This is a genomic window from Aerosakkonema sp. BLCC-F183 (assembly GCF_041929145.1).
In the GTDB taxonomy this organism is placed as follows: domain Bacteria; phylum Cyanobacteriota; class Cyanobacteriia; order Cyanobacteriales; family Aerosakkonemataceae; genus Aerosakkonema.
In genome coordinates this window covers 21113-36651 of the sequence record NZ_JBHFNU010000058.1, presented here as the reverse complement: position 1 = coordinate 36651, position 15539 = coordinate 21113, and the positions used below count along the sequence as shown (strand labels likewise).

Sequence of the window (15539 nt, the reverse complement as noted above, 5' to 3'; positions counted from 1 at the left end):
TGTAATATCAATTCAGAAATCTAGACTAACCGCGCTTGAAGGCGCGGTTAGTCTAAACTCCAGGAAGAAAAAAGCACTTGTAAATTTCAGCTAGCTGTAGTTTTTTTCTTAGTAGCAGTCGTTTTTCCAGTTGTTTTCGCTGTCGTTTTTCCAGCAGTTTTCGTTGCTGTCTTAGTTGTCGATGTGGACGACTTTTTGGCAGTAGAAGAAACGGCTGACTTACTAGATTTTCCACTGGACTTCTTAGTAGATGCCTTAGCCTCTAAAAGTTCCACAGCCTTTTCCAGGGTTATTTCTTCCACCGATAAATCTTTCGGAATGGAAGCATTCGTTTTCCCGTGCTTGATATAGGGGCCGTAGCGGCCATCATAGATATTCACGGGTTCCTCATCAGCTGGGTGAGCGCCCAAGGCTCTTAAAGGTTCCTTCGACTTGTTGCTACTGCCGCCGCGCCCCTTCTTAGGCTCAGCCAGGAGTTCCAATGCACGTTCTAACGAAATTGTCAATACATTATCGCTAGATTTCAAAGAACGAAAGTCTTTACCTTCCTTACCTTGGTCATGAACAACGTAAGGGCCAAAACGTCCCAGTGCAGCTTGAATTTTGGCACCGGTTTCCGGGTGATGGCCTAACGTTCTGGGGAGAGCCAGCAGTTGCACTGCTGTATCCAGAGTGACATTCTCCAGCGTGACATCTTTGGGCAAAGAAACACGTTTCGGCTTTTTGTTTTCCTCGGTGACATCGCCCAACTGCACGTAGGGGCCATAAGTGCCGATCAATACGTAAATCGGCTCCCCTGTTTCCGGATGCAGTCCCAGTTTTTCTGGCCCCTCAGTTTTCTGGCGCAGCAGCACCTCTACTTGTTCTGGGTTGAGGTCGGCGGGAGTCAAATCCTTGGGAATCGAGGCGGTAACAACACCGTTGCCGTTTTCTGCCTCTATATAAGCGCCAAATTTGCCAATGCGGACTTTGGCGTCGAGGTTTTCCAATTCGATCGCACGAGCTTCGTTGGGGTCAATTCCGCTTTCCCGTTCCTTCACCTGAGTATCCAGACCCTGTTCTCCCAGGTAGAATTCCCGCAAATAGGGGAGCCAATCTGCTTCACCGGTAGCGATATCATCCAAAGTCTGCTCCATCTGGGAAGTAAAACTGGTATTTACCAAATCGGGAAAGTGTTTTTCCAGCAACGCGGTAACGGCAAAAGCGGTAAAAGTGGGGATGAGGGCGTTGTTATTCATCTGAGCGTAGCCGCGATCGATAATCGTACCGATAATGCTGGCGTAGGTACTCGGACGCCCAATCCCTTCGCTTTCCAAAGTTTTCACCAGAGAAGCTTCCGTGTAACGCGCTGGCGGCTGGGTTTCGTGACCGACAGATTCAATCTCTTTGCAGTTGGGGCGATCTCCCACCTTCAGAGGTGGTAAAATCACCTCTTGGTCTTCCAATGCGGCTTCCGGGTCGTCGGAACCCTCCACGTAAGCACGCAAATATCCGGGAAAATCAATCCGCTTGCCAGTAGCACGAAAACCGGCATCCTCCACTTGCAAATCGACTGTGACGAGAGTTTGTCGGGAATCTGCCATTTGGGTAGCGACAGTGCGCTTCCAAATCAAATCGTAAAGTTTGAATTCCAAACCGCTGAGGGCTGTTTCTTGCGGTGTGCGGAAAGTGCTACCGGCTGGACGAATGGCTTCGTGAGCTTCCTGAGCGCCTTTGCTTTTGGTAGTGTAGCGACGGGGTTGGGGACTGAGGTATTGTTGACCGTACATTTGCTCGACGCAGCTGCGGGCAGCTGTGAGAGCTTGCTCGGACAAATTAACCGAGTCCGTTCTCATGTAGGTAATGTAGCCCTGCTCGTACAAATTTTGGGCAATCCGCATTGTATCGCGAGCAGAAAGGCGCAATTTCCGGTTAGCTTCCTGTTGCAGTGTCGAGGTGGTAAACGGTGGAGCGGGTTTGCGAGTGACCGGACGCTCCTCTAAATTGGCCACCGTCCAAGTTTTACCGATGAGTCGATTTTTGAGCGCTACAACATCGGCTTCGTTGAGCAGAATAACATGGCGATCGGCAGCAATTCGACCGGTTGAGGGGTCAAAATCGCTGCCGTTAGCTATTTTTGTCCCTCTCAGCGTCATTAGCTTGGCTTCAAAACCAGTTTTCTGCTGCTCGAGCGTGGCTTTGAGATCCCAGTAGCTAGCTTCGTGGAAAGCGCGGCGTTCCCGTTCCCTTTGCACCAACAGCCGCACGGCTACTGACTGCACCCGCCCAGCAGACAACCCCCAAGCAATCTTCTTCCACAGCAGGGGTGAAAGCCTGTACCCTACCAATCGGTCTAAAATGCGTCTGGTTTCCTGGGCGTGGACGAGCTGTTCGTCGATGTTGCGGCAGTTTTTCAGGGCTTCCCGGATGGCGTCTTGGGTAATTTCGTGAAACACCATCCGCTTGGTTGGTATTTTGGGCTTTAAAAGTTCTTTGAGATGCCAGCTAATGCTTTCGCCTTCGCGGTCTTCATCTGTTGCCAGTATCAGTTCGTCAGCTTCTTCAAGAGCTTTTTGCAGCTCTTTGACAACTTTCTTTTTCTCCTTGGGGATGACATATAGGGGTTCAAAATCTGCCTCTACATTCACCCCCAACTGCGCCCATTTTTCCCCTTTGACTGCTTCGGGAATTTCTTCGGCAGATGAGGGCAGGTCGCGCACATGGCCCATCGATGCCTCGACGCGGTAGCTGGAGGACAGGAAGTTGCGAATGGTGCGTGCTTTCGTGGGAGATTCGACTATTACGAGCGTTGACATGAGAACAAAGATAGTAGCAGCTTGGCTGGACAGTCAAATTTGGATAGTTGCCTCTGGATGTCAAAAGTCACCGGGAACACATGGAATAGAGGGTTATTGTGGCATCCGAAAGGCGCTAAAAGCGCAACAGCGATTAACTTTAGCCGGGACAGTTCGATCGGATAAGGTAGTCTTCAGTACTCAAGGTAGACAAGGGGGACTCTGGGAGAAGGAGAATTTTTTACCAACTGGTGAGAGACTGTATCTCAGAGAAGGTAAAGTCTTCTTTTCTATGTGTCCCACCTCAAGCTGTAGCAGCGAAACCGATTTAAGTCATATCTCATCTTTAACTTATATCTGACTTTTCTGGCTAGAGGTGAATTTTATCTTTTGAGCATAAATACTTAGGATATCCTGTTTGCCTGCTACTTGTTTGTGCCACATTGACATACTCACCGGGCTGAAGCCACGGTGATTCTTTACGCTTCATCAGGTTTTGCTACCTTTCGTAGTCTGACAATCCCTCGACGTACATTTAAAGTAACGGTTAGCACAATCCTTGATTACTGTTACCGAACTGGCTTGGGATGGCAACTCCTTAGACCAAATAGGTTTTAGGTTGCCAATTTTAGCAAGATACACTTCTGGGTCTTTTACTGAAAAAGCAGCTTTCGTGAAGGTTGCAGATTGGCTGTTTTTCTTTTTTTTAAAGCGAGGCTGACCTAATTTCTTACCTTTCCTTTTCCCTTTAAGAGAATCAAAGTAATTCTTGTAAGCCACCTCTAATTGCTTAAGAGATTGCTGCAATGGTACAGACGACACATCATTTAACCAACAGATCTGTTGCAGCTTGTCACTACACGCTCTCTGTTTGACCAGTATAAATTAAGTGAGAAACAATGGGCGGTTTATCCCCAATATGAAAAGCACGAACACGCGCTTCTTCTGTACGATCGGCAACAGTAAAACGCTCGTGCTGGCGCAAATGTTCTGCCCAAGATTCTACAACATAAGTTTCCACGTAACGACTCGGATCGGCAGTATCTTCCCACAAACCCCAACGAATCGCGCCATCGCGCCGACGCAAGCGACTCAAAGCGTGCATTGCCTTTGCAAATTCCTGCGATCGCGCTGTGTCGATGCGATATTCTATTGTGATCAGCACCGGCCCTTGTTCTGGATTCAATTCGATCGCCACCACAGGTTCCGGCCAGTGCAAAGATGGAGTTAAATCCAATTTCTCGCTGGTCACCAAGCGATAGGGGACAGCAGCGACCAACCCGATAACCAAACCGATCGCCGCACCTGAAAGTGCGGTAGAATTTCCCCAACGCTCGGCAGCTAAGCCCCAAAATGCGCTGCCAGTCGCTATCCCACCTTGAAATACTAACTGATAAAGACTGAGCGATCGCGCTTGCACCCATGTTGGCACTGCTAGCTGCGTCGCGGCATTTAAACTGGACATAATGCCAATCCACGCCAGTCCGCCTGCAACAAGCGCCAAGTACAACAAACCGAGATTGCGTAGATATGCCAGCGCCAGTGTCGCTAAAGCAAAGACTACCGTTCCCGCTACAATTAACACATCGGTAGAAACTTTTCTCCGTACTTTGGGCAGTACGAAAGCTCCTGTGATTGCCCCCAAACCGATGCAGCCCAGCAGTACACCGTATCCTAACGAACCGAGTCCGAGTTCCTGTTTTGCTACCAGGGGTAGTAGCGCCCACAAAGCACTACCGCAAATAATGAATACTCCCGTTCGCAGCAACACAGCACGCAAAACAGGGGCATACTTTAAATATCGCAGTCCGGCTCGAATTGCGCCGATCGTGCGTTCTGCGGGTAAAGCGCTTTTGGTTTGCGATCGCTTCCAACTATAGATTACCGCCATCACGCCCAGAAACGATGCCGCATTTAGCAGAAACACTACGCCTGCACCAGCTGCTGCTACCACAATACCACCCAATGCAGGCCCGACAGCGCGTGCCACATTAAAACCGACGCCGTTAAGGGTAATCGCGGTTGGCAATTGCGGGCGAGATACCAGTTCCGGTACAATGGCTTGCCAAGCTGGGGCATTCATCGCCGCACCCAACCCCAAGGCAAAAGTGAGTGCTAGCAGTAACCAAGGTGTTATGGCGTGGAATAATGTCAGCACGCCAAGTAATAAAGCTGCAACCAACATCCAAGCTTGCCAAAATAGTAGCAAACGACGGCGATCGATAATATCCGCTAGCGCACCCGCCGGCAGTCCGACGATAAAAACTGGCAAACTGGTTGCAGTTTGCATCAGCGCCACCATCAACGGCGACGGTGTGAGGGTTGTCATCAACCATACCCCGCCGACATTCTGCATCCAAGTACCGATATTCGATGCTACTGACGCGACCCACAGAGATCGAAATAAAGGTTGGCGAAGCGGATGTGAGGATGTGTTTGTCACCATTGGCGATGAAATTTTATTTGTAGTTATTCAATATTTTTGGATGAAAATTCTGCTTGTAGAAGATGACGATCGCATTGCGGAGGCACTCAAAGAAGCCCTCACCGACCAAAATTATACAGTGGATATTGCCGGTGATGGTGAGTCAGGTTGGAATTTCGCAGAAATTGGCGCTTACGATCTGATTTTACTGGATGTTATGCTGCCTAAGTTAGATGGTATCCGCCTTTGTCAGAGGTTGCGATCGCACGGTTTGAAAACGCCTGTTCTGATGCTGACGGCGAAAGATACCAGTACCGATAAAGTGATGGGATTAGATGCAGGTGCAGATGATTATGTCGTCAAACCTTTCGATTTACCAGAACTATCAGCAAGAATCCGCGCTTTACTGCGCCGAGGTAATTCCAGCTTACCGCCTATTTTAGAATGGGAACATCTGCGCCTCGATCCTAGTAGCTGTCAGGTGACTTATCGAGGGCAAGAATTGCGTCTGACTCCCAAAGAATATGGTTTGTTAGAATTATTTTTGCGTAATAGCGGTCGAGTTCTCAGTCGCAGTACGATCGTAGATCGTCTTTGGTCTTTTGATGATGACCCTCCCTCGGAGGAAACTGTTAAAGTTCATCTCAAAGATTTACGCAAGAAGTTGAAAACCGCAGGCGCTCCGACTGACTTCATTGCAACAGTTTACGGTTTGGGATATAGGCTCAAACAAATTAGTCATTAGTATTTATATTTGCTAATAAAATAACACTTCGCCATGAATAATATCCAATTTAAAGCTTTGCGATCGCGTCTGTTACTATCATACTTGACGGTGATGCTAGCAATTCTCGGTACTTCTACTGTAACCGTATACGGATTTTTTTCGCGCATTCTTTATCAACAATTAGACGAACGCTTAGAGCTTTTAGCTCAAGCAGCCGCCCACAGCTTGACCCAAATTAAACATGAATATCGCCAACAACAGCAGAGTAATCCTGCTAATTTAACTTCCGATACGCAAGTTTTTCGACGCTTAGATGGAGACGGAGATTTGGATATTCCCTGGCAAAATATGCGGGAACCAGATCAAGGTGTAGAATGGTTTGATGAAAATGGTCAGTTATTGGGAAATGCTGGCAAAACTTTTGACAATTTATCCCCCCATACTGGATTTGAAACATTACAGCAAGGCAAAATTCGCACGATTACAATTGGCACGTTCAGTTACCACCAAGGAGAAAAAAAATTAGAAGGTTACATTCGCACGAGCGAATCTACAGAAGAAGTGGAAACCGTTCTGATTCGCTTGCGCTGGGGTTTGGGTTTGGGGAGTGTGGTCGCGCTTAGTGTAACGGGGATTGGTGGTTTGTGGCTGACTAAACAAGCACTCAAACCAATTGAAGCAAGTTTTCAACAATTAAAACAATTTACAGCCGATGCTTCCCACGAGTTACGAAGTCCGCTGACGGCGATTAAAACTTCGGTGGATGTGATGCAAAATCATCCGGAACGAATTCATCCTGCGGATGTGAAGAAATTAGGTGCGATCGCATCTGCTACGCAACAAATGAGTCGGTTAGTAGAAGACTTGTTGCTATTGGCGCGGATGGATGCAGTAACAGTAGCGGTTCAGCATGAATGGATAGCGATTCCTTTAGATGAAATGTTAGAAGATTTGCTAGAAATGTTAGAATTACAAGCAGAAGAAAAAGAAATTTATCTGAAATCGAATTTGTTAGCGGGGATATTTGTGAAAGGGGATGCAGTTAAGTTGGTGCGTTTATTTGCGAATTTGCTGGAAAATGCGCTGCAATACACCCCCGCCGGAGGAACAGTTACCCTGACGATGAAAAACGTTGACAAATATGTCGTTATCAGCGTGGAAGACACGGGGATAGGAATTGCACCATTCGATCTCAAATCAGTGTTCGATCGCTTTTGGCGGGCGGATAAAGCGCGATCGCGTCGTCAAGGCGGACAGGGTATGGGTTTGACGATCGCTCAAGCTATAGCCCAATTTCACGGCGGCGAAATCACCGTCAGCAGCGAGGTCGGCGTCGGTAGCAGTTTTCGCGTCCGTTTGCCATTAGCTTAATTAAACCAGTCTTTTGGATCTACCCGGTTTCTTTACTTTTTAGTTTTAACCTTTAAAAGTAGCTCAAGTGCAGCACCCTTTCTGCCGTTGATTTTTTCAGGTAATCCATAATGAATCGTGCCTTTCGTAAATACCATCGCATGATTGCGATCGCAGTTTGTCTGCCTTTAATTTTAACAGTGGTGACAGGATTGGGTTATACAATTTTGGATGAATGGTTTCACCAAGATGAATTAGCTGAATTCCTCCTGGATATTCATACATTCAAAATTTTACATTTGTCAGAAATCTATCCAATTTTGAATGGTTTGGGCTTAATCGGTTTGCTCGTGACTGGTTTGAGTATGACTGGTTTATTTAGAAAACGCCTTCAACCACAAAATGAAGCCGATAAATATTGAACAAAACCCTCACTAGACAAGGAGATTTTTCCCATGAATCATTGCCTGAATTTATCTCAAATTAGCAAAAAAACATTTATTCTCCTCTCCACCGCTATAATCGCTGCACTTTCCCTCACAAGTACTCAACTTTGCCAATTTTCCTGAGTGCAACAGCGCCAAAGACCTTTTCCTAGAAATAGTTTGAGCGAGTTTTGATTTGGTTATCCGGACTTACGCAACAGAGTAAGCTAGTAAATATCATCCATAAGTCCTGTTACTTGTCAATATAGTTAAGGTGAGGTTTTCATGGATCGTCGTTCTTTCCTCGCTTGGGTCGGTGTCGGCTGGGTAGCAAGTTCGTTGCCGATCGCGATCGCAGCTTGTTCCTCCGATGCTGCCAAAAGCGATAATTCAGCTAACAAAGCAGCTACGGCTAATCCTACGGCTAATCCTACGGCTAATCCTACTGCTAATGCTGCTGCTAATCCTACCGCCAGGGCTGACGGATTTCAGCCAGTAGGGACAGTAGCGGATTTAGACCGCAAAGGTCAAATCCTCAATAAGCGATTGGCAAGTGGGCCAGTATTGGTGATCCGCAATCCAGATGACACCAATAGTTTAGCTGCTGTTAATCCCACCTGCACCCATAAAGGTTGTACCGTAGCTTGGAAAACAAATAAAAAGCTTTTTGTTTGTCCGTGTCACGATGCCGAATTTGCTGTGGACGGCAAAGTTGTTGAAGGCCCAGCAAAGAAACCTTTACCTACCTATGAAGCTAAAATTGAAGGTGATGCCGTTTTGGTGAAGGTGAGTTAGTCAATCAATTTTCGATTGGGAATTTTGCATTGACCTAGTTAAAACTGCGGTTTATCTGTAACATTGTTAGATTTGGGATGGCGATTTTCCCTGAAATCCCAAATCTAAAAATCGTCTATTCGGGAGTTAGTAGTGGTTGTATTTGTAATGTAAATTGCCAAAATAAGATGACAAATACACATCATTACTTGACGATAAGGAGCAGATTTCAAGTGGTTAAACACTCGCAAACAAAGTCAGAAGATCTACTAGAAGCACAACTGTATGGCACGCGCTACAGTGCATTTTTAAGCGAATTATTGACAAATAGTGGTTATTTTTTAATTTTTAATGCTTTTTCGGAAATTTCGTTAACAAGTTGGACTTTGTATTTAATACAGCCGACTCATTACCTAATTGCTGGGGCAATTTTGCTACAAGCTTGGTATTTAGCAGGAACTACGAGCCATCGGTTTTGGGGAAATTTAATCGGCCCTTTTTTATACACAACAATAGATTTTTTATTGGAGGGAATGGATTTTTTCCAAGAGCCAAATCATTACGTTTTGTGGTTCTTTTCGCTCACAATTGCCACTTGGCAAGGAATCAGATTTCATTGGCTACCCAGTGCAGCGCCCTTGATGATTCCTCTGGAAAGTTTGAGCAGAACTTTTATGGTTGTTGCGATCTATTTGATAGTAAGTTTTAAGGCTGACGGACAAACATTTAGTTGGGAAAACTTTCGTCAATTTCCTACCATTGCAACGCATAAGTTTTTGATTGAAAGTATGCTGTTTCTCGGCATTATTTTAGGTTTGCAAACAGTGCAGATCGCTTGGCAACGAAAAGAATTGCAAAAAACGGCTCAATTGTTGCGAAATTTGGCAGAGTGGGGAATGGGAAGTTATGCGGTGATAACTGCTGTCACCAATCCAGAGGAATTGGCCTTTCAAAGGCGAGATCGCACAATTGTATTCATGGATATTCGCGGTTTTACCGCTTGGTGCGAGAAAACTTCACCCGATGCCGTTGCTTCTGTACTGAACTCCTATTATTATAATGTCGAACCCGCAGCCGCACAGTATCAACCGCTACGCATTACCCTCACAGCCGATGAAATTATGGCCATTTACGCTACACCTCAGCAGGGAGTTGCGGCTGCCCAGTATATGTATCAAGTAGCACAAATTATTTTAAAACGTCACGGTTTGGGTGCAGGTTGTGCCATCCATTGCGGGCAGGTAATAGAAGGATTGTTTGGCGGTAAAGAAGTGCGTACTTACACAGTGATTGGTGATGTGGTGAATACAGCCAAACGATTGGAAAGTGCCACACCTGCGGGGGCAATTACGATTTCGGATGATGTGTATAAAGCAATGCAGGATGAGTTAAGGGTGGAAGCTTGCGAACCGATAATGGCGAAGGGGAAGACGAAGGCGATTAAAGCTTGGCGGTTGGTGGTGGAGTAAAGGCGATCTGTTAGGCAAAGATGTGACGGTTAGGTAAACCCACAAAAAAGCCGGCCTACGCAGCTTTGATTAGTTTCGGCAGTTCTTTAAAGTTTGCAGAGGTGCTAATTCTACATCAAACTACTTTTTACCTGTGTCGTTCTTGCCTTTACTTTTTTGCCCTGTAATTTGCTTAAAGCGTTTCTTTATGCGCTCTTTAATTAAGGGCAAATCAAAGTATCCTGGCAAGTCAAGAGCAGCATTATAAGTTACAATAGCTATGCCAAGCCCTATAAAGAGCCGATCGTCAAGCCCTAGCAGTTTTTGTAGCTCGTCTGAGAAAAATCCCAGATACATGAACTTAACGCCTGACGATACAGTTAGACTGGTAAGAAAAGCCCCTGTAAAGATTCGCGTCTTAGAGTATTCTTGCTTGTCTGGGTTCTTTGGCAACCGATAGTAAGAAATTAAAAACGCTGTCATTAGGAAGCCAAAGACAGCGTACTTGATTATTTCAGCCTCAACCATTGATAGTTTATGCAGTTTCTTCGGATTCTTCTTTACCAAGCAATATCATAGCTGTTCCTGCAACTACTACACCAACTGCTGCTCCTGCAAGTACTGCACCAAGAGCTACTCCAGAGGCAGAGGCTACCCCCAGTAAAGAGACAGCGCCAGCGGCTAACACGATGATTCTGTTACCCCGACTGCGAATGGTATCCAAATTCCTCTTATTCTGTTCTTGAGTTTTGCTGGGGGTGACATCTTCTGCATTTCCTGTGTTGCAGTCAGGCTTGTCCCTTAATTGGGTCATAATCCGACTCCTTATATTGCATATTTCTATGAAACACCCCCGATAAACAAGTTCAGTCCCAACTTTGCCCAACTTATTCCCAACTTATTCCCAACTTGTACTTGTTCAGATTGTTATACTCTATACAGATTTCTAGCTTTCAACCATGTCTCGCTCTGTTAGGGTTCGCTTAGAATATATCGAAACCGTCAAAATGGCGCTCAAGCGTAACGGTTATGTAAGGCAGCAAGATTTAGCTGAACATTTAGCAATCTCTAGAAACACTATCAACAAATTTTTCAATGGTAAACCTATTGACTATTTAAATTTTATAGAAATCTGTGAGATATTATCCCTTAAGTGGCAAAAAATTGCTGATTTAGATGATTATACGGAAACTCCACCAGAAAATGTAAAAGAGAAATTAGCAGATAGCTTGAATACTCAAACAAATAGATTTATAGAAAAAAGGGTTATTTTACAACAATCAATTCCTACCGTTCCTGTTTGGAAAGGCAGAGATGAACTTATAAGCAAATTAAAAGAAATATTAATTCTGGAAAAAAGATTAGTAACTGTTTTTTTAAATCCAACTAAAGTATTAGCATTAATCGGGCAAGCTGGTATTGGGAAAACCAGTTTGGCGGTAAAACTTCTAGAAGAATTTGGTGTTAACTTGCCAAATTGTAGTTTATCAAAAAATTCTCCTTATGATTGCGTGATATATTTCAAAGCGCAGGACGGAACGACTTTTGATCATGTGGCAGAGTTTCTGTTAGATGGGTTGGGAATTGAAACGCCGGAAACTTTGAAAAATGCGGATGAAAAAATTGGGAAAATTATCGCAAGTTTGGCAGAAACGCGCTGTCTTTTGGTATTGGATAACTTGGAAAGTGTTTTGCATCCAGCTAATCATCCGCAAGCGGGAAAAGCTGTTTCTTTGGATTTGCGTAAATTGCTGAATGCGTTAGCTTATCAGCAACATATTTCCCAAACAATTATAACCAGTCGGGAAGTCCCAGCAGATTTGGCTGATACACGCTATGAAGGGGCGGAACCTGATACGGAATTGGTGCATATCGAAAGGCTGACGGGCGTATCAACTCAGGCAGGTGTGGAAATTTTACAACAGCGCCAATTAAAGGATCAATTGGAAGATTTGCTATGGATTTCCGAGCGAGTGAAGGGTCATGTATTTTTGTTAACTCAACTGGCGGCGATTGGGAAAGGTAAACCTGGGTATCTGCGGAAGCATCCCGAATTGGTGACGAAAAAGGCGGAACCGATTTTGCAAGAACAATTGGCGCGACAAAGTGAAGCGGCGCGAGATTTACTCAAGCGGATGTGTGTTTTGCGCGTACCAATAGATGTCAGAGGTTTAACTTTTTTGCGATTGTATACGGATGATATAAAGAAGAATGCTCGATTTTTGAAGGCAGCAGAATTAGGAGAACCTGCTGAATTTACAGAGGAAGAAATTAGAGAAACAGAAGCGATTTTAGAACGATTGGTTGATAGCAGTTTGGTGCATTGTCGCTATGATGAGGAGAAATTCGATTTATTTTACGATTTGCATCCGGTAATTATGGATTTTATGCAAGGGGAATGTAAAGAGGAACTGCCGAAGCTGCTGGAAAGTGTTTATAAGTTTTATTGCACTGGTAAGAATGTGGAAAATCCGAAAACATTAGAGGATTTGCGCCCGGTTTTGGAAGCTCAATATTTTGCTTTTCAGTTGGGGAATTATAGCGAAGCGTACTACTTAATAAAATCTGAATACCTTTACAGATGGGGATATTGGAACTTGTTAAAAGATTTGTATGAACAAGTTATCCCGCATCTTGATGATGATAAACGTCAAATTTGCCTGCAATGGATTGCCACAATTTATCGTGAAGTTGGAAATTGGGATACAGCAGAAAAATATTATCAGGATGCTTTAGCTATAGCACAAGAACAAGAGGATAAAAGTAACATAGCATCTTGCCAAGGAATGTTGGGATATATTGAGCGAAATCGCGGTAATTGGGAAGAAGCGGAACGTCTGTATCGGCAATCTTTGCAATTGAGAACCGAATTAGGCGATCGGGCTGGTATGGCTTCTAGTTGGGGCGTTTTGGGAGATATCGAGCAAAATCGCGGGAATTGGGAGGAAGCGGAACGTCTGTATCGGCAATGTTTGCAAATTGAAACCGAATTAGGCGATCGGGCTGGTATGGCTTCAAGTTGGGCTAGTTTGGGAGATATCGAGCGAAATCGCGGCAATTGGGAAGAAGCGGTGAGGTTGTCTCAGCAGTCTTTAGAATTGTTTGAACAACTGGGCGATCCATTTGGTATTGTAATGGCACTAGATGATTTAGGTAAAACCGAAATCTGCCGAGGTAATTTAGATGCAGCAGAACCTCTTTTATTTAAAGCTTTGCAGATGGCACAACAATTAGGGATAACTAAGTATATTGCTGTGACTAACTACGATTTAGCACAACTTTACCGCCAACGAAATAACCCAGAACTTGCCCAACAACATTACAACACAGCACATCAAATCTTTCAACAATTAGGCGCAGCCAAAGATTTAGAGAGAATCGAGAAAGAGTGGAAAACCACCGATTTAAACGCGAATACATGAATAAACGAAAAATAGGTAAAGTGAAAAATTAACATTATGTTTTCTAAACGATACTCACTAAGAGATGCAATAAATACTATCAAACAAAATCGAGATAAACTAGAAATTGAACTTGGCAAAAAGAAGCTCGATCGATTGCTGTTTAATCTCGAAGAAATTAGCTTAGATTTGGAAAGCATTTCTAAACAGATAATTGATGTAGCAAAAGGAGATCCAGAAATAGAAAAGCTTACAGAAATATTTGATTTTTTCCAATATGGTTCTATTCCTCACATTTTAGGACATTTGGAGACAATAGAAGAACTACTGGAAAAAGAATCTAGCGATCGCGAAACATCTGGCGAAATTCACTCTAAAAACACGACAATTGTTAGAACGTTTGTTGCGAGCGATCGAACCGATTAATAACGCAAGTTGCTAGTTATAATCCGTCGGGTGTGTCAGAACCTAAAAATTACTGTGAATTGCCCAAATTTAACGCTCTGACGCACCCGACAAACCACTTTGTTGGGTTTCGCTGTCGCTTAACCCAACCTACAACTCCCCCACTCCCCCACTCCCCCACTCCCCCCACTCCCCCACTCTTTCCCCTATCCCCCTAAAGATAGCTACAATAAAAAGTTGGAGCAAAAACAGGACTGAGGTGACAACGATCGAACCTGAGTCACTGGGCTATCAAATTCGCTAGGACTCTTGATTTAACTATGCCTCTGCCTATTGTTGCTATTATCGGTCGCCCGAATGTGGGCAAATCTACTTTTGTCAATCGTTTGGCTCTTATGCAGGATGCCATTGTTCACGACGAACCGGGGGTGACTCGCGATCGCACCTACCGTCAAGCATACTGGGGCGATCGCGAATTCATCGTTGTGGATACCGGCGGTTTGGTGTTCGACGACGATACGGAATTTTTACCTTTGATTCGCGAACAGGTGATGGCGGCGCTGTCAGAAGCGACGGCGGCTATATTTGTAGTGGATGGCCAAAGTGGGCCAACGGCAGGCGATGAGGAAATCGCAGAATGGTTGCGTACTCAAACTGTACCCATTTTGCTAGCTGTGAATAAATGCGAATCTCCAGAACACGGTTTAACGCAAGCGGCACAATTTTGGGAACTCGCTTTAGGCGAACCTTATCCAACTTCTGCTATTCACGGTAACGGTACTGGCGAAATACTCGATGAGTTAATTAAATATTTACCGGCTGTTGGGGAAGAAGAAGAAATACCGGAAATTAAAGTGGCGATCGTCGGTCGTCCGAATGTGGGAAAATCGAGTTTGTTGAATGCGTTTGTCGGCGAAAATCGCGCCATCGTTAGCCCGATTTCCGGAACGACGCGGGATGCGATCGATACTCTTGTGGAACGAGATGGCAAAACTTATCGCCTCATCGATACAGCGGGTATTCGCAAGAAGAAAAATGTCGAATACGGGCCGGAATTTTTTGGCATCAATCGCGCTTTCAAAGCGATCCGTCGCGCCGATGTCGTGCTGTTAGTAATAGATGCACTCGATGGCGTGACCGAACAAGACCAAAAACTCGCAGGACGAATTGCCGAAGAAGGTCGCGCTTGTGTAATTGTAGTGAATAAATGGGATGCGGTAGAAAAGGATAGTTACACAATCTACGACTACCAAAAAGAATTGCAAGATCGATTGCACTTTACCGAATGGGCAGAAAGTATTTTTGTTAGTGCTAAAAGCGGTCAAAGAGTAGAAAAGATTCTCGAATTAGTAGACTCTGCCTCGGAATCCCACAAACGCCGAGTGTCTACTTCTGTCATCAATGAGGTAATAGAAGAAGCTGTACGCTGGCATTCTCCTCCCGTTACCCGTCAAGGTCGTCAAGGTAAACTTTACTACGGCACTCAAGTTAGTACGCAACCGCCTAGTATTGCCTTATTTGTCAACGATCCCGACCGCTTCAACGATAATTATCGTCGTTATATTGAAAGCCAATTCCGCAAACAGTTAGGCTTTAAAGGTACGCCCTTGCGATTGTTCTGGCGCGGGAAAAAGGTGCGCGAAATGGAAGCTGGTAGCCGAAATAAAGCAACTCGCGTTAAATAGTAGTCATCGGTCATTAACGACCGATTTCAGATTTCAGATTGAAAATTGCTTTCTTGATGGAATTTGGAAATCTGAAATCTAAAATTTGAAATTTCCCTCTTGGACAATCGATCGAAAAAAGGGAT

Annotated in this window: 14 protein-coding genes; 9 read left to right on the top strand and 5 right to left on the bottom strand. The window is 44.7% G+C overall.

Features of this window, described 5'->3' with window-relative positions; genetic code table 11:
- Nucleotides 1–86: 86 nt before the first annotated feature.
- On the bottom strand, nucleotides 87–2795 hold the full coding sequence (gene topA / locus ACE1CD_RS17140) for a type I DNA topoisomerase (RefSeq protein ID WP_374825681.1): 2709 nt from the start codon (nucleotides 2793–2795) through the stop codon (nucleotides 87–89).
- On the opposite strand from topA, the gene ACE1CD_RS17135 reads away from it, so the two are divergent.
- Entirely contained in the window at nucleotides 2794–3135 is a 342-nt protein-coding gene (locus ACE1CD_RS17135; protein ID WP_374793507.1) for a hypothetical protein, read from the top strand. The genes topA and ACE1CD_RS17135 overlap by 2 nt on opposite strands.
- Nucleotides 3136–3263: 128 nt before the next feature.
- Here the strand turns inward: ACE1CD_RS17135 and ACE1CD_RS17130 are convergent, their stop codons facing one another.
- Together ACE1CD_RS17130 and ACE1CD_RS17125 are read right to left on the bottom strand one after the other, a co-directional pair.
- The gene (locus tag ACE1CD_RS17130) at nucleotides 3264–3554 is read right to left on the bottom strand and encodes a hypothetical protein (protein WP_374793509.1); all 291 of its coding nucleotides are present in this window, start codon (nucleotides 3552–3554) and stop codon (nucleotides 3264–3266) included.
- A gap of 76 nt (nucleotides 3555–3630) precedes the next feature.
- The gene (locus tag ACE1CD_RS17125) at nucleotides 3631–5220 is read right to left on the bottom strand and encodes an MFS transporter (protein WP_374793511.1); all 1590 of its coding nucleotides are present in this window, start codon (nucleotides 5218–5220) and stop codon (nucleotides 3631–3633) included.
- 40 nt (nucleotides 5221–5260) lie between these two features.
- On the opposite strand from ACE1CD_RS17125, the gene ACE1CD_RS17120 reads away from it, so the two are divergent.
- From ACE1CD_RS17120 to ACE1CD_RS17100, 5 genes are all read left to right on the top strand, one after another.
- Nucleotides 5261–5944 (top strand): response regulator transcription factor, encoded by a 684-nt coding sequence (locus ACE1CD_RS17120; RefSeq protein ID WP_374793639.1) that lies wholly within the window; start codon nucleotides 5261–5263, stop codon nucleotides 5942–5944.
- 33 nt (nucleotides 5945–5977) lie between these two features.
- Nucleotides 5978–7297, top strand: coding sequence for an ATP-binding protein (locus tag ACE1CD_RS17115; RefSeq protein ID WP_374793513.1), 1320 nt, complete (start codon nucleotides 5978–5980; stop codon nucleotides 7295–7297).
- 110 nt (nucleotides 7298–7407) lie between these two features.
- Nucleotides 7408–7698, top strand: a complete 291-nt coding sequence (locus tag ACE1CD_RS17110; RefSeq protein WP_374793515.1) for a peptidase — start codon at nucleotides 7408–7410, stop codon at nucleotides 7696–7698.
- Between the two features lie 288 nt (nucleotides 7699–7986).
- Nucleotides 7987–8496 (top strand): ubiquinol-cytochrome c reductase iron-sulfur subunit, encoded by a 510-nt coding sequence (locus ACE1CD_RS17105; protein ID WP_374793517.1) that lies wholly within the window; start codon nucleotides 7987–7989, stop codon nucleotides 8494–8496.
- Between the two features lie 212 nt (nucleotides 8497–8708).
- Nucleotides 8709–9944: an adenylate/guanylate cyclase domain-containing protein gene (locus ACE1CD_RS17100; protein ID WP_374793519.1), complete on the top strand. Its 1236-nt coding sequence runs from the start codon at nucleotides 8709–8711 to the stop codon at nucleotides 9942–9944.
- Between the two features lie 120 nt (nucleotides 9945–10064).
- Here the strand turns inward: ACE1CD_RS17100 and ACE1CD_RS17095 are convergent, their stop codons facing one another.
- Together ACE1CD_RS17095 and ACE1CD_RS17090 are read right to left on the bottom strand one after the other, a co-directional pair.
- Nucleotides 10065–10451: a hypothetical protein gene (locus ACE1CD_RS17095; RefSeq protein WP_374793521.1), complete on the bottom strand. Its 387-nt coding sequence runs from the start codon at nucleotides 10449–10451 to the stop codon at nucleotides 10065–10067.
- Between the two features lie 7 nt (nucleotides 10452–10458).
- On the bottom strand, nucleotides 10459–10737 hold the full coding sequence (locus ACE1CD_RS17090; protein ID WP_374793523.1) for a hypothetical protein: 279 nt from the start codon (nucleotides 10735–10737) through the stop codon (nucleotides 10459–10461).
- A gap of 145 nt (nucleotides 10738–10882) precedes the next feature.
- Here ACE1CD_RS17090 and ACE1CD_RS17085 point away from each other — a divergent pair, with 145 nt between their 5' ends.
- From ACE1CD_RS17085 to der, 3 genes are all read left to right on the top strand, one after another.
- Entirely contained in the window at nucleotides 10883–13345 is a 2463-nt protein-coding gene (locus ACE1CD_RS17085; protein ID WP_374793525.1) for a tetratricopeptide repeat protein, read from the top strand.
- Nucleotides 13346–13381: 36 nt separating this feature from the next.
- On the top strand, nucleotides 13382–13750 hold the full coding sequence (locus ACE1CD_RS17080) for a hypothetical protein (RefSeq protein WP_374793527.1): 369 nt from the start codon (nucleotides 13382–13384) through the stop codon (nucleotides 13748–13750).
- A 299-nt stretch (nucleotides 13751–14049) separates the two neighbouring features.
- A complete protein-coding gene (gene der, locus ACE1CD_RS17075) occupies nucleotides 14050–15414 on the top strand; it encodes a ribosome biogenesis GTPase Der (protein WP_374793529.1) in 1365 nt (454 codons plus the stop codon).
- Nucleotides 15415–15539: the final 125 nt, after the last annotated feature.

What these genes read in the sequence shown, in the direction of transcription:
- ACE1CD_RS17085 (WP_374793525.1), top strand. Translation starts at nt 10,883, where the DNA reads ATGTCTCGCTCTGTTAGGGTTCGCTTAGAATATATCGAAACCGTCAAA.
- ACE1CD_RS17095 (WP_374793521.1), bottom strand. Translation starts at nt 10,451, where the DNA reads ATGGTTGAGGCTGAAATAATCAAGTACGCTGTCTTTGGCTTCCTAATG.
- ACE1CD_RS17090 (WP_374793523.1), bottom strand. Translation starts at nt 10,737, where the DNA reads ATGACCCAATTAAGGGACAAGCCTGACTGCAACACAGGAAATGCAGAA.
- der (WP_374793529.1), top strand. Translation starts at nt 14,050, where the DNA reads ATGCCTCTGCCTATTGTTGCTATTATCGGTCGCCCGAATGTGGGCAAA.
- ACE1CD_RS17115 (WP_374793513.1), top strand. Translation starts at nt 5,978, where the DNA reads ATGAATAATATCCAATTTAAAGCTTTGCGATCGCGTCTGTTACTATCA.
- ACE1CD_RS17110 (WP_374793515.1), top strand. Translation starts at nt 7,408, where the DNA reads ATGAATCGTGCCTTTCGTAAATACCATCGCATGATTGCGATCGCAGTT.
- ACE1CD_RS17135 (WP_374793507.1), top strand. Translation starts at nt 2,794, where the DNA reads ATGAGAACAAAGATAGTAGCAGCTTGGCTGGACAGTCAAATTTGGATA.
- topA (WP_374825681.1), bottom strand. Translation starts at nt 2,795, where the DNA reads ATGTCAACGCTCGTAATAGTCGAATCTCCCACGAAAGCACGCACCATT.
- ACE1CD_RS17105 (WP_374793517.1), top strand. Translation starts at nt 7,987, where the DNA reads ATGGATCGTCGTTCTTTCCTCGCTTGGGTCGGTGTCGGCTGGGTAGCA.
- ACE1CD_RS17120 (WP_374793639.1), top strand. Translation starts at nt 5,261, where the DNA reads ATGAAAATTCTGCTTGTAGAAGATGACGATCGCATTGCGGAGGCACTC.
- ACE1CD_RS17080 (WP_374793527.1), top strand. Translation starts at nt 13,382, where the DNA reads ATGTTTTCTAAACGATACTCACTAAGAGATGCAATAAATACTATCAAA.
- ACE1CD_RS17125 (WP_374793511.1), bottom strand. Translation starts at nt 5,220, where the DNA reads ATGGTGACAAACACATCCTCACATCCGCTTCGCCAACCTTTATTTCGA.